This window comes from Pseudomonas sp. JZ134 (assembly GCF_051027695.1).
GTDB lineage: Bacteria > Pseudomonadota > Gammaproteobacteria > Pseudomonadales > Pseudomonadaceae > Chryseomonas > Chryseomonas luteola.
The window spans coordinates 104,875-117,226 of the sequence record NZ_CP069250.1; the positions used below are offsets into that span (position 1 = coordinate 104,875).

12 protein-coding genes are annotated in these 12,352 nt (G+C 57.9%); 8 read left to right on the forward strand and 4 right to left on the reverse strand.

Annotated features, from left to right (window positions below; translation table 11 throughout):
- Positions 1 to 4 precede the first annotated feature (4 nt).
- On the reverse strand, positions 5 to 694 hold the full coding sequence (gene phoB / locus JQR86_RS00440; RefSeq protein WP_010796254.1) for a phosphate regulon transcriptional regulator PhoB: 690 nt from the start codon (positions 692 to 694) through the stop codon (positions 5 to 7).
- A gap of 151 nt (positions 695 to 845) precedes the next feature.
- On the opposite strand from phoB, the gene JQR86_RS00445 reads away from it, so the two are divergent.
- From JQR86_RS00445 to JQR86_RS00475, 7 genes are all read left to right on the forward strand, one after another.
- A complete protein-coding gene (locus tag JQR86_RS00445) occupies positions 846 to 1,649 on the forward strand; it encodes an IclR family transcriptional regulator (protein WP_010796253.1) in 804 nt (267 codons plus the stop codon).
- Positions 1,642 to 2,616 (forward strand): 2-dehydro-3-deoxygalactonokinase, encoded by a 975-nt coding sequence (locus JQR86_RS00450; RefSeq protein ID WP_434154132.1) that lies wholly within the window; start codon positions 1,642 to 1,644, stop codon positions 2,614 to 2,616. Before JQR86_RS00445 ends, JQR86_RS00450 begins: the two co-directional genes overlap by 8 nt.
- Positions 2,609 to 3,235 carry a 2-dehydro-3-deoxy-6-phosphogalactonate aldolase gene (locus JQR86_RS00455; RefSeq protein ID WP_434154133.1) on the forward strand — a complete coding sequence of 209 codons (627 nt, stop codon included), beginning with the start codon at positions 2,609 to 2,611 and terminating at the stop codon, positions 3,233 to 3,235. Before JQR86_RS00450 ends, JQR86_RS00455 begins: the two co-directional genes overlap by 8 nt.
- Before the next feature lie 55 nt (positions 3,236 to 3,290).
- Positions 3,291 to 4,439, forward strand: a complete 1,149-nt coding sequence (gene dgoD, locus JQR86_RS00460; protein WP_010796250.1) for a galactonate dehydratase — start codon at positions 3,291 to 3,293, stop codon at positions 4,437 to 4,439.
- A 195-nt stretch (positions 4,440 to 4,634) separates the two neighbouring features.
- Entirely contained in the window at positions 4,635 to 6,020 is a 1,386-nt protein-coding gene (locus JQR86_RS00465; RefSeq protein WP_197873407.1) for a sugar porter family MFS transporter, read from the forward strand.
- An 81-nt stretch (positions 6,021 to 6,101) separates the two neighbouring features.
- Complete coding sequence (locus JQR86_RS00470) at positions 6,102 to 7,430, forward strand: MFS transporter (RefSeq protein WP_150348423.1); 1,329 nt, start codon at positions 6,102 to 6,104, stop codon at positions 7,428 to 7,430.
- Between the two features lie 184 nt (positions 7,431 to 7,614).
- Positions 7,615 to 8,832, forward strand: coding sequence for an aldose 1-epimerase family protein (locus JQR86_RS00475; protein WP_434154134.1), 1,218 nt, complete (start codon positions 7,615 to 7,617; stop codon positions 8,830 to 8,832).
- Between the two features lie 59 nt (positions 8,833 to 8,891).
- On the opposite strand, the gene JQR86_RS00480 is transcribed toward JQR86_RS00475, so the two are convergent.
- Together JQR86_RS00480 and JQR86_RS00485 are read right to left on the reverse strand one after the other, a co-directional pair.
- Positions 8,892 to 9,365 carry a glycine zipper domain-containing protein gene (locus JQR86_RS00480; RefSeq protein WP_010796246.1) on the reverse strand — a complete coding sequence of 158 codons (474 nt, stop codon included), beginning with the start codon at positions 9,363 to 9,365 and terminating at the stop codon, positions 8,892 to 8,894.
- 234 nt (positions 9,366 to 9,599) lie between these two features.
- A complete protein-coding gene (locus tag JQR86_RS00485; protein WP_289925745.1) occupies positions 9,600 to 10,712 on the reverse strand; it encodes a cobalamin-independent methionine synthase II family protein in 1,113 nt (370 codons plus the stop codon).
- Positions 10,713 to 10,853: 141 nt separating this feature from the next.
- On the opposite strand from JQR86_RS00485, the gene JQR86_RS00490 reads away from it, so the two are divergent.
- The gene (locus tag JQR86_RS00490) at positions 10,854 to 11,330 is read left to right on the forward strand and encodes a GNAT family N-acetyltransferase (RefSeq protein ID WP_434154135.1); all 477 of its coding nucleotides are present in this window, start codon (positions 10,854 to 10,856) and stop codon (positions 11,328 to 11,330) included.
- Here JQR86_RS00490 and JQR86_RS00495 read toward each other — a convergent pair.
- Positions 11,327 to 12,316, reverse strand: a complete 990-nt coding sequence (locus JQR86_RS00495; protein ID WP_434154136.1) for a zinc-dependent alcohol dehydrogenase family protein — start codon at positions 12,314 to 12,316, stop codon at positions 11,327 to 11,329. The two genes, JQR86_RS00490 and JQR86_RS00495, sit on opposite strands and share 4 nt — an antisense overlap.
- Positions 12,317 to 12,352 lie beyond the last annotated feature (36 nt).

Sequence of the window (12,352 nt, forward strand, 5' to 3'; positions counted from 1 at the left end):
GTTTTTAAAGTTTGGTCGAGAAACGATAGCCCGTTCCGCGTACGGTCTGCACAAGATTTTCGTAGGTTTCACCCAAGGCCTTACGCAGACGGCGAATGTGCACGTCTACCGTACGCTCCTCGACATAGACGTTGCCGCCCCATACTTGATCCAGCAGCTGACCGCGGGTGTAGGCACGTTCCTGGTGCGTCATGAAGAACTGCAGCAGACGGTATTCGGTCGGTCCCATTTCAGCCGGTGAGCCATCAATGGTCACGCGGTGGCTGATGGGATCGAGAATCAGGCCATTCACTTCAATCGGCGTTTCGCTGTCGTATGTGCCTGTACGGCGCAGTACCGCTTTCAACCGGGCGACCAGCTCGCGAGGCGAGAAGGGCTTGGTGATGTAGTCATCGGCTCCTACTTCCAGACCCTGCACCTTGTTGTCCTCGTCGTCCTTGGCGGTGAGCATGATGATCGGGATCGCATCCGTCAGCTCGTCACGCTTCAGGCGGCGCGCCAGCTCAAGGCCGGACGTACCCGGCAGCATCCAGTCGAGCAGGACCAGATCGGGCTTGCGGTCGACGATTAGGGCATGAGCCTGCTGCGCATTATCTGCTTCCAGGCATTCATAACCCGCCATTTCGAGCGCAACCGCGATCATCTCGCGAATGGGCGCCTCGTCATCGACGATAAGAATCGACTTGCCCGCCATGGTTCTCCTCACTGTTCTGCACGATGCTCGCGCATTAGATAACCAAATTGTTGCAGTCATGTGACAAGTCGTCGAACACTTCTTTATCCCATAATATGGGATTAGTATTCACATATTGAGATTGCAGTTTTAAAGGAATAGAGTGAGCGCCATGTCTGATCAAAACAACAACGCGCCTGCTGGCGCTCAGGCACTGTTTCGAGGCCTGGCCGTTATCGATGCCATCGCTCAAGGCGCCCGTACGCTGGCTGCCATCGGCGAGGTGATCGGCTGTACGCGCAGCACCACCCATCGGTTGGTCAATGCACTGGTACAGGCTGGCTATCTGCGTAGCGTTGCCGGTCAGTATCAATTGGGAGCCAAGCTTATCGAACTGGGCTTCAAGGCCCGTGACCAGCTGCCGCTGACCAACCTGGCGCGGCCCCACCTGCAGCGGCTCGCGGCGTTGACCCAGGACACCGTTCATCTGGGCGTGCGGGAGGGCGGCGACGTGCTCTACCTGGACAAGCTTCCCGGAGCTCGCGGCCTTGAAATGCGCTCGCGCGTCGGGCTGCGCATGCCGTTGGCCCTGACCGGGGTAGGCAAGGCCCTCATGCTTGATCTGCCCGAATCCGAATGGCACCTGCTCTACGAGGAAGGCCTCAGGCGGCGCGCCGGGCAACCGGGCCTGCGCGAGGACTTTACGCCCTGGCCGGACTATCTGGCCCAGCAGCAGGCCTATGCCGCAGGTGGCTACACTTTTGATCTGGAAGAAAACGAGTTGGGTATTCGCTGCGTGGCCGCGCCTATCCGCGATGCCAGCGGCGCCATCGTGGCGGCCTTGAGTGTCGCCAGCGCGATTCCCTATATGCCTGAAGCACGCCTGCGGGATCTTTGCCCGGATGTCATCGCTTGCGCACGGGCCATTTCCTTTGACCTTGGATGGACAACCTCGGGTGGAGTCAGTCATGAATGAAACGGCAACGCCACGTCTGATCGGCCTCGATTGGGGCACCTCATCACTACGCGCGTATCTGCTGGGAGATAACGGCCAGATAGTGGATACCCGCTCGCAGCCCTGGGGCATTCTGCATACGCCTGAAGGTGATTTCGCCAAGGCCTTTCGTGAGCTGGTCGGCGATTGGCGCGCACAATGGCCATCCGTACCCGCCATTGCCGCCGGCATGATCGGCAGCCGGCAGGGCTGGCGTGAGGTTCCTTATGTGGACTGCCCGGCCGATGTGGATAGCTTGGCAAAAGGCCTGCTGACGTTCGACAGCGGTTGCGGTGAGCTGAGCCTGATCCCTGGCGTGATGCAGCGCGGCGCATTGCCAAACGTATTGAGAGGCGAGGAGACCCAGATCTTTGGCGCGCTCGAACTGGAGCCCGCCCTGGCAGATCATGCCTTGCTGGTGCTGCCCGGCACGCACAGCAAGTGGGCAACGATCCGCGGTAGCCGGCTCGATCACTTTTCCACCTATATGACCGGCGAGCTGTTTGCCGTCCTGCGTGAGCATTCGATTCTGGGTCGTCCTGCGCGGGAAGAGGGCAGCGAGCCGTCCAACGACGCCTTTATGCGTGGCCTCACCAATGCTCGTGAGAGCGGGGCGGAAGGCGTTATTGGCCGTCTGTTCACCACTCGCAGCCTATTCCTGGCCGGTGATCTGCCCGCGCGCCACAGCCTGGACTACCTCTCGGGCCTGCTGATCGGTGAAGAGCTGCGCAGTGTTGTGGCCAGCCTGAAGGGCGCCGTCTGCCCACCGCTGGTATTGATTGGCGATCCGGCGCTGTGTCGCCGTTATCAGGACGCCCTGGCCTTTTTCGAAATTACCGATGTACGTCTGCTTGAGCAGGCAACCCGTACCGGCTTGTGGCGCATCGCCTGTGCAGCCGGTCTGGTAACTGCCGCCACCCCTTCTCAGGAGGATACCCGCCATGTTTGACGCCTGCATGAAACAACTGCCCCTGATTGCCATCCTGCGCGGCATTACGCCTGCGGAGATCGTGCCGGTCGGCAAGGCCCTGTACGAGGCCGGTTTTCGTCTGATCGAGATTCCATTGAACTCGCCTGAGCCTCTGGAAAGCATCCGACTGCTGTCTACCGAGTTGGGCAACGACTGCTTGATCGGCGCCGGAACCGTACTGACCGAGCGCCAGGTGGCGGACGTAGCCTTTGCCGGTGGCAAACTGATTGTGTCGCCCAATGCCAACCTGGCGGTGATCCGCGCGACCAAGGCGGCCGGGCTGATCAGTGCACCGGGCGTGGCAACGCCATCCGAAGGCTTTGCTGCGCTGGAGGCGGGAGCCGACTCGCTCAAGCTGTTCCCGGCTGAGCAGCTGGGTCCGGCAGTGGTCAAGGCATGGCGTGCGGTTTTCCCGAAGGAAACGGCCCTGCTGCCGGTCGGTGGGATCACGCCCGACAACATGGACGTATACGTCAAGGCGGGCGCCAATGGCTTTGGCCTGGGGTCGGCCATTTACAAGCCGGGCATGACTCCAGACGACGTCAGCCGCAGCGCGCACGCGTTTGCCAATGGCTGGAAAGCGCTGACTGGCCAGTAACCATCGGATTTGACCTGGGTCGGTCCGCCGGTCCTGAACGCATCGAGGCATAACAATGAAAATCACCAAACTGACTACCTATATCGTTCCTCCGCGCTGGTGCTTTCTGAAGATTGAAACCGATGAAGGCATCACCGGCTGGGGCGAGCCAGTCCTTGAAGGCCGCGCCCATAGTGTGGCGGCGGCTGTGGAAGAGCTGGCCGACTACCTGATCGGCAAGGACCCGCGCAATATCGAGGATCACTGGACCGTACTCTATCGCGGTGGTTTCTACCGGGGCGGCGGTATCCATATGAGCGCCCTGGCGGGCATCGATCAGGCCCTCTGGGACATCAAAGGCAAGGCCTTGGGTGTACCAGTGCATGATCTGCTGGGCGGCCAGGTGCGTGAGAGCATCCGCGTCTACTCCTGGATCGGCGGCGACCGTCCAGCCGAGACAGCGGCCCATGCCCTGGAGCGCAAGGAAAAGGGCTTTACCGCTATCAAGATGAATGCCTCGGAAGAGATGCAGTTCGTCGATACCTTCGACAAGGTTGATCAGGTCATTGCCAACGTGGCGGCCATCCGTGACGCCTGCGGTCCGCATTTTGGCATCGGTGTAGACTTCCACGGTCGTGTTCACAAGCCGATGGCCAAGGTCCTCATCAAGGAGCTTGAGCCCTACCGTCTGATGTTTATCGAGGAGCCGGTGCTCAGCGAGAACTATGAGGCGCTCAAGGAAATCGCTCTGATGAGCAATACGCCGATTGCACTGGGTGAGCGGTTGTATTCCCGTTGGGACTTCAAACGCATCCTGCAGGACGGCTATGTGGATATCCTTCAGCCTGACCCGTCCCATGCCGGTGGCATCACCGAAACACGCAAGATAGCCAATATGGCCGAGGCCTACGATGTGGCGATTGCGCTGCATTGTCCGCTTGGCCCGATCGCGTTGGCGGTCAACCTGCAACTGGACGCCAACTGCTACAACGCGTTCATCCAGGAGCAGAGCCTGGGCATTCACTATAACCAGGGCAATGACCTGCTCGACTACATCAAGAACCCGGAAGTCTTCGACTATGGCGATGGCCACGTGAAGATCCCGCAAGGCCCGGGGCTGGGTATCGAAGTCAATGAAGAGTACGTGATCGAGCGTGCCGCCATTGGCCACCGCTGGCGTAATCCGATCTGGCGCCACAAGGACGGCAGCTTCGCCGAGTGGTAAGCCCTGGCCTTCAGGTCGTGAAGACGAGCCGGACGCAAGAAATGCGTCTGGCTCGGCATTTTTCACATCTTGTAACGAACCTGAGTAGAGCCTGACGAGTCACTGGAAAGCCAGGTTGATAGCAAATTCACATGCCTGCATTTGCTGAGGGACCGGCATTACAAAAACAACGCCCAAAAGGCAGGAGTCCAGTTTATGACGAGTAGTACTCATACCGCCGAGAAGACCAAGGGAACCGCGGTGTTCACCTGTATTCTGGCGGCTTTGGCCGGGCTGATGTTTGGCCTGGACATCGGCGTGATTTCCGGCGCCACGCAATTCATTCAGCAAGAATTTCAAGTTTCCGACCGCGTGATCGAGTGGATCGTCAGCAGCATGATGCTTGGCGCTGCCCTGGGTGCACTCGGTGCCGGCTGGATGTCCGCTGCCCTGGGTCGCAAGCGTTCGCTGATCCTGGGTGCCATTCTGTTCGTGTTGGGATCGGTACTGTGCGGTTTCGCCTGGTCGCCGAACTCACTGATCGCCGGCCGCTTCATTCTGGGCCTGGCTATCGGCATCGCCTCCTTTACTGCTCCGCTGTACCTGGCGGAAGTGGCGCCTGAGCAGATCCGCGGCTCAATGATCTCGTTGTATCAGCTGATGATCACGGTCGGTATCCTGGCTGCGTTCCTGTCGGATACTGCCTTCAGCTACAGCGGTGCCTGGCGCTGGATGCTGGGTATCATTGCTATCCCCGGTGTGCTGTTCCTGCTGGGCGTTCTGGCACTGCCCGATAGCCCGCGCTGGCTGATCATGAAGGGCCGCAAGAAAGAGGCACTGGACGTCCTGCACAAGCTGCGCGGCAATGAAGAGGTGATCCAGCAGGAAGTGCGTGATATCGAAGAGCAGCTGCGCATCCCGCAGCGTGGCTGGCAGCTGTTCAAGGAAAACGCCAACTTCCGCCGCTCCGTTGGTTTGGGCGTACTCCTGCAGATCGTCCAGCAGTTCACCGGCATGAACGTAGTGATGTACTACGCACCGCGTATTTTCGAAGGCATGGGTTACGACACGCATGCGCAGATGTGGTTTACCGCTGCGGTGGGCCTAACCAACGTACTGGCAACTTTCATTGCTATCTTCCTGGTGGACCGTTGGGGCCGCAAGCCGATTCTCTATACCGGTTTCATCGTCATGGCGGTCGGTATGGGCATCGTGGGCACCATGATGAACATGGGTACGCTGAGTCACAGCCAGCAGATCTTCACCGTTGCCATGCTACTGATCTTTATCGTGGGTTTTGCCATGTCGGCCGGTCCGCTGATCTGGACACTGTGCTCCGAAGTGCAGCCACTCAAAGGCCGCGATTTCGGTATCGGCTGCTCCACCTTCACCAACTGGATCGCCAACATGATCGTCGGCGCTACCTTCCTGACACTGCTTAACGTCATCGGCAACGCCGCAACTTTCTGGCTGTATGGCGCACTGAATGCCTTCTTCATCCTGTTGGTGTTCTGGCTGGTTCCGGAAACCAAGGGTGCAACGCTTGAGCAGATCGAACGTAACCTCATGAGCGGCAAACCACTGCGCGATATCGGGCAGTAACGTTTGCAGGAGACCACCGGCGGCTGTCGCCGGTGAGTCATCCCCGTTGTGTATAACAAGTCCAAGACAGGTGTAACGGTGATGCAACATTCTTCAACCCGCACGGCGTACAGCCAGACCCAGGCCCAGGTGCAAGCCCAGCCTGCGTCACGCTCGCGCTACTTCATCATGGTCTTGCTGTTCGTTACGGTAGTGATCAACTACCTGGACCGCAGCAACCTTTCCATCGCCGCGCCCCACCTGGCTCAGGACTTGAACATCGATCCCGTGCACATGGGGCTGATCCTGTCGGCGTTCGGCTGGACCTATGCCGCCATGCAGATCCCGGGCGGCTGGCTGGTGGACAAGGTGTCCCCTCGCGTGCTTTATCCGATTGCCATTGCCCTGTGGTCCCTGGCCACTATCGGGCTGGGCTTTGTAGGCAGCTTTGTGGGCTTGGTTATTCTGCGTCTTGCAGTTGGCGCACTGGAAGCTCCGGCTTATCCTATCAACAACCGTGTGGTCACTACGTGGTTTCCTGAAGGAGAGAGGGCCACCGCGATTGGCTTTTACACCTCTGGGCAGTTCGTAGGGCTGGCTTTCCTGACACCGGTACTGATCTATCTGCAACAGACATTCGGCTGGCACATGGTGTTTGTGGTAACAGGCGGGGTCGGCATTGTCTGGGCCGTGATCTGGTACCTGATCTACCGTGAGCCCAGGGACTTCAAAGGTGCTAACGCGGCTGAGGTCGCCTTGATCGAGCAGGGCGGCGGCCTTGTGGATCTGGAGAAAAAGAACCAATCCCGTGCGGCGTTTCGCTGGGCGGACCTATGGGCTGTTCTCAACAAGCGCAAGCTGTGGGGCATCTACATTGGTCAGTTCTGCCTGAACTCCACACTATGGTTCTTCCTGACCTGGTTCCCGACCTACCTCGTCAAATACCGCGGCATGGATTTCATCAAGGCGGGCTTTCTGGCTTCGGTGCCTTTTCTGGCAGCGTTTCTAGGCGTTATCTGCTCGGGTCTGCTATCCGACTGGCTGGTGCGCCGTGGCGTTTCGCTGGGCATGGCACGCAAGCTGCCCATCATCAGCGGCCTCTTGATTTCCACCTGCATCATTGGCGCGAACTTTGTTGACACGCCAGCGCTGATCATTGCCTGTATGGCGATCGCCTTCTTTGGTAACGGTCTGGCGTCGATCACCTGGTCAATGGTGTCGGCCCTGGCACCTGCACGCCTGCTGGGATTGACGGGAGGCATGTTCAACTTCATCGGCAACCTGGCATCCATCAGTGTGCCGATCGTGGTTGGCCTACTGGTGGATGGCAACAACTTTGCCCCGGCTATCACCTATATCGGCATCACGGCATTGGTCGGCGCGCTGAGTTACGGGCTCGTCGTCGGCAAGGTCGAGCGCCTCGAAGAGTAATAACCCTCAAGTCAGGGTATCGGGCAGGCACCTTGACCTACCTCTCGTTTCCTGTCTCCAACCTTGTAAATCCGAAATCCGACACATGCAAACGTGCAAGGTTGTTCTACACTTTTCTCACGCTGCTAAATCGTTTCAGCCAAAGGGCAGCGAGGTATAACAACAAACAAAAAGGAAATCGGACATGAACGCATCTGCTCTGCTTGCCAGCTTCGGATTGCTGGCAGCTGCCTCTCCAGCGTTTGCCTGGGATTACACGCTGATCGACTCGAACAAGCCTGCTGAAAACTGGAGCATCACCAGCGAGCAGCTTGGCGTCAAAACGGACAAGCCTTTTTCAGTCACTCTCAAGACGTTGCATGGCGGTCGTCAGGAAGGGGTAAGCCTGATTGAAATCGATACCGGCGCAATGAAAATGACCGTTGTGCCAAACCGCGGCATGAACGTGCTTTACGCCACCGCCGGTACTGTACGACTGGGGTGGGACTCGCCTGTGCATGAGGTTGTTAATCCGGCCTTCATCGAACTCAACGGCCGGGGCGGGCTGGGCTGGTTGGAAGGTTTCAACGAGATGGTAACCCGTTGTGGCTACGAGTGGGTTGGCCATCCGGGCATGGATAATGGAGAGCTGCTAACCCTGCATGGTCGTGCGGCCAATATTCCAGCGTCCAAGGTCGTGCTGACCATCGATGAAAAGCCGCCGTATGCCATTCACCTGAAAGGCGAGCTGCGCGAGCAGGCATTCAAGAAGGTGGATTTTCTGGTCGATACTCAGCTGACCACGCAACCGGGTGCCGCTCAATTTACCCTTCATGATCGTCTGACCAACCAGGGCGACTACGAGAAGGAATACCAAGCCCTCTACCATAGCAATTTCGGTACGCCACTGCTGGAGAAGGGTGCCAAGTTCGCCGCGCCAGTGCGTGAGGTCTCGCCATTCAACGAGTACGCCAAGCGTGACCTGAAAGATTGGCAAACCTACCGGGGCCCTACCAAAGGCTTCGACGAGATGGTGTACAACCTGTTTCCTTATGGAGATGCCCAGGGCAACAGCTTGGCGGTATTACATGATAAAGCCGGCAAGCAGGGCGTCAGCCTCGCCTTCAACGTTAACCAGTTACCTGCCTTTTCCCTGTGGAAAAACACGGACACCCAGGGGCAGGGTTATGTGACCGGTCTGGAGCCAGGCACCAGTTTTTCCTATAACCGACGCTTCCAGCGTGACTTGAAGCTAGTACCCAGGATCGGGCCAAAAGAGACTCGTGACTTTGAGATTACCTACAGCCTGCTCAGTGATGCGGGTGCGGTAAACGAGGCACTCAAGCGTGTCGATACGATCCAGCAAGGCCGCCAGACCGATGTACGTGAAACACCGCTGGTGGACCTGAGCAAAGAGAAATAGTGGCGGCAAATGAAAAAGGGCCACAGACGTGGCCCTTTCTTTTAGCGCTAGGGTAGGGATCAATCGTCCCAACGACCGTGGCGCTTCCAGTGTTTCTTGTGGTGACCACGGTGCCAGCCGTTGTCATGGGCATAACGGCGGTCATCGTAGCGACGGCCACTGTGGTGACGGTCGCCCGAATCGCCCATGCTGCTGCCGAGGGCTGCACCGCCGCCGCCGCCCAGGGCGGCACCTACCATAGCGCCTGTGCTGCCGCCTACGGCCTTGCCCAATACGTTGCCACCCGCGGCGCCAAGACCGCCGCCAATGGCTGCTTCTGTTTTATCGCCACGCTTGGCGCCTACCGCACCGCCCGCAGCACCACCCAGACCTGCACCGATCGTGGAGCCTGTGCTTCCGCCTACGGCATTTCCTACAACCGAGCCTAACACCCCGCCTAGCGCACCACCGATACCGGCCTGCATATCGTCGCCCGCCATCGCGCTAGTACCTACCAGGCTCAGGGACAACAGAAGGATCGAGGAGTACTTCATAATCAAAACTCACTGTGAGGATGATGGCGCCGATCCTCGTGATTACCGCTTCGCTTGGCAAGTGGAATCTGCTTAAGGGTGCGATAACTTCCACAAAAGGCAAATGTATGAATTTATTACAGAAACTTTATTGCAGAACGGTAGTCTGCACCTTTTTATCTTGATCGAAATGTAGCGGAAAAGGGGGGGTTACGCTCTAAAATGCCCCATTCCAGTCAGCCAGTCATGCACTGATCAGGCCTCTCCCCAGACCTCACGGGCTACGTCTACTACGCGTTGCAGCTTGGCCCACTGTTCCTCTTCCGAGAGCAGGTTGCCTTCCTCTGTCGAGGCAAATCCGCACTGCGGACTCAGGCAGAGCTGGTCCAGGTTGGCATACCGCGAGGCTTCCTCGATACGGCGCTTGAGAGCATCCGGACTTTCCAGTTCGCCGCTTTTTGTCGTGACCAGTCCCAATACAGCCTGACGCTTGCCCTTGGGCAGGTAGCGCAGGGGTTCGAAACCACCGGCACGCTCGGTATCGTATTCCAGGAAGAAAGCATCGATATCCGTGTTGCCAAACAGCACTTCCGCCACCGGCTCGTAGCCACCTTCGCTGATCCAGGTCGAGCGGAAGTTGCCCCGGCAGACATGCAGGCCGATGCGCAAGTCATCCGGGCGACCAGCCAGCGCCTGATTGAGCACGCTTGAATAGATCTCGGCCAGACGTTCCGGATCATCACCGCGTTCGCGGGCGGCGGCCTTTTCTTTTTCTGAGCAGAGGTAAGCCCAGACGGTGTCATCGAGTTGGAGATAACGGCATCCCGCCTCGTAAAAAGCATTCACGGCTTTCTTGTAGGTGCTGGCAAGGTCAGCAAAAAACTCTTCCATATCCGGATAGACGCTTTCACTGATGTTCTTCCGTCCGCCTCGGAAGTGCAGCACGCTAGGGCTTGGAATAGTCATCTTGGCCACACTGCGAGTGGTAGCGCTGGCCAGGAACTTGAAGTCCTCCAGCATCGGATGCTGGGTAAAGTCTAATTTACCCGTGACCTTGATTCCTCGGGATTTGGTCTGTTGACCGTGGAACTGAATACCCTGGTCTGCCTCGTAGCCTTCTACGCCGCCAAGTTGCTCAAGAAAGTCGAAATGCCACCAGGCGCGGCGGAATTCTCCGTCCGTTACGGCGGGAAGGCCAATTGCTTCCTGTTTGGCGACAATCTTGCGGATCTCATCATTCTCAACCGCACGCAGTACGTCTCGCTCCATTTCTCCGGTCTGATAGCGGCGACGGGCCTCCTTCAGAATCGGGCTGCGTAACAGGCTGCCTACAGAGTCGGCACGAAAACGAGGGAAGTGGCTGGACATAGACTTACCTTGCGACTAGCTAAATGAATATGTCTCATGATCATTCAGTAGACTAAACATTTCTAGCGTCTATGCTTCATGGTCACTATCAAGATCATTCATGAAGGTACTGTTTCAGCCTGGCTGAAGGTAGGGATACACATGCTTCGAAAAGCAAAAGATGATGAATATGAGCACATGGTTTCGATCTGGCTGGCCGCCTCCATCCTGGCCCATGATGGTGTCGCGCCCGACTTCTGGCGCAGCCAGCGGCAGGATATGAAGGAAAAGTACCTGCCCAGCGCCGAAAACTGGGTATATGTACAGGACGATACGGTTCTCGGGTTCTTCTCGCTGCAGCAGAATGTGCTGGCAGCCTTATTTGTCGACCCGGACCACCAGGGCGAAGGCATTGGCAGCGCGCTGCTGGAGCACGCCAAGTCCCTTGAGGCGCGCCTCGAACTGTCTGTCTATAGCATGAACAGCCGTGCGGTAGCCTTTTACGAGCGGCATGGTTTCATAACTATGGACGAGCGCTTCGATGACATGACGGGCCAGTGGGAAAAGGTCATGCACCTGACCGCGGAGATGGAAAGCCGTCCCGGCGCTGGAGATCGGGACGGCTCGTCGCTGGGTTAAACCGTTACGACGATCTTGCCAATCTGCTGATTGGACTCCATGTACCGATGCGCCTCAACGATCTGGTCCAGCGGGAATGTCTTAGCAATCTGTGGCTTCAGCTTGCCCTGGGTCAGGCCGTCCAGAATGAAGTGTTTGGCCTTGGCCAATCGATCAGCGTCCTGAGTGATTTCGAACAGCTGATAGCCGCGAATGGTCAGGTCCTTGCCCAGCACATCCATCACTGGCAATAACAGGTTTTCAGTGCTCAAGGCGCCATACTGGAAGAAAATGCCCAGGAACGAGAGCGCTTTCAGAATCTTGGGCACGTCCGGCCCACCCACTGGATCAAAGGCGATGCGCGCGCCCTTGCCATCGGTGAGCTTTAGCACTTCATCCGTCAGATCCTGTTCTTCCGTTGCGATGACATGTTTCGCGCCTGCCTCAAGCAAGGCCTGTCGCTTGTTACTCGTCCGGGTGAGGGCAATCGGTGTTGCACCGACAAAATTGGCAATCTGGATCGCAGCGAGGCCAACACTGCTGGAGGCCGCACGAACCAGAACGGTATCGCCCGCCTTCAGTCCGGCAATATCGACCAGCGCGCCATAGGCCGTGGTAAACATCATCCAGGTAGCGGCAGCCTCTTCGAATGAAAGCGTGTCGGGGTGCTTGACGACGGCATGGGCAGGCGCATTTACCAACTCTCCGTACAAGCCATACTGTTCGAACGAGAATGCCGGTATAACGCTTACGGTGTCGCCTACGGCAAACACAGTAACACCCTCGCCAACCGCCTCGATAACACCTGCCGCCTCGTACCCAAGGATGGCCGGAAACACGGGCTGATGCGTGTATTGGCCAGCGCGATACATAGCTTCAGCACGGTTCAGGCCCAGCGCCTTGGTGCGAATCTGTACTTCACCTGGCTGAGGTGGGCGGACGTCTACGTCTTCAATCTTGAGTACATCTGGGCCACCGGTTTCATGAAAGCGTACGGTACGGGGCATGGAGCACTCTCCCTTGTTAAGTCTGAGTTCTCTTGA

Coding starts and splice junctions, on each gene's coding strand:
- phoB (WP_010796254.1), bottom strand. CDS start 694: ATGGCGGGCAAGTCGATTCTTATCGTCGATGACGAGGCGCCCATTCGC.
- JQR86_RS00445 (WP_010796253.1), top strand. CDS start 846: ATGTCTGATCAAAACAACAACGCGCCTGCTGGCGCTCAGGCACTGTTT.
- JQR86_RS00450 (WP_434154132.1), top strand. CDS start 1,642: ATGAATGAAACGGCAACGCCACGTCTGATCGGCCTCGATTGGGGCACC.
- JQR86_RS00455 (WP_434154133.1), top strand. CDS start 2,609: ATGTTTGACGCCTGCATGAAACAACTGCCCCTGATTGCCATCCTGCGC.
- dgoD (WP_010796250.1), top strand. CDS start 3,291: ATGAAAATCACCAAACTGACTACCTATATCGTTCCTCCGCGCTGGTGC.
- JQR86_RS00465 (WP_197873407.1), top strand. CDS start 4,635: ATGACGAGTAGTACTCATACCGCCGAGAAGACCAAGGGAACCGCGGTG.
- JQR86_RS00470 (WP_150348423.1), top strand. CDS start 6,102: ATGCAACATTCTTCAACCCGCACGGCGTACAGCCAGACCCAGGCCCAG.
- JQR86_RS00475 (WP_434154134.1), top strand. CDS start 7,615: ATGAACGCATCTGCTCTGCTTGCCAGCTTCGGATTGCTGGCAGCTGCC.
- JQR86_RS00480 (WP_010796246.1), bottom strand. CDS start 9,365: ATGAAGTACTCCTCGATCCTTCTGTTGTCCCTGAGCCTGGTAGGTACT.
- JQR86_RS00485 (WP_289925745.1), bottom strand. CDS start 10,712: ATGTCCAGCCACTTCCCTCGTTTTCGTGCCGACTCTGTAGGCAGCCTG.
- JQR86_RS00490 (WP_434154135.1), top strand. CDS start 10,854: ATGCTTCGAAAAGCAAAAGATGATGAATATGAGCACATGGTTTCGATC.
- JQR86_RS00495 (WP_434154136.1), bottom strand. CDS start 12,316: ATGCCCCGTACCGTACGCTTTCATGAAACCGGTGGCCCAGATGTACTC.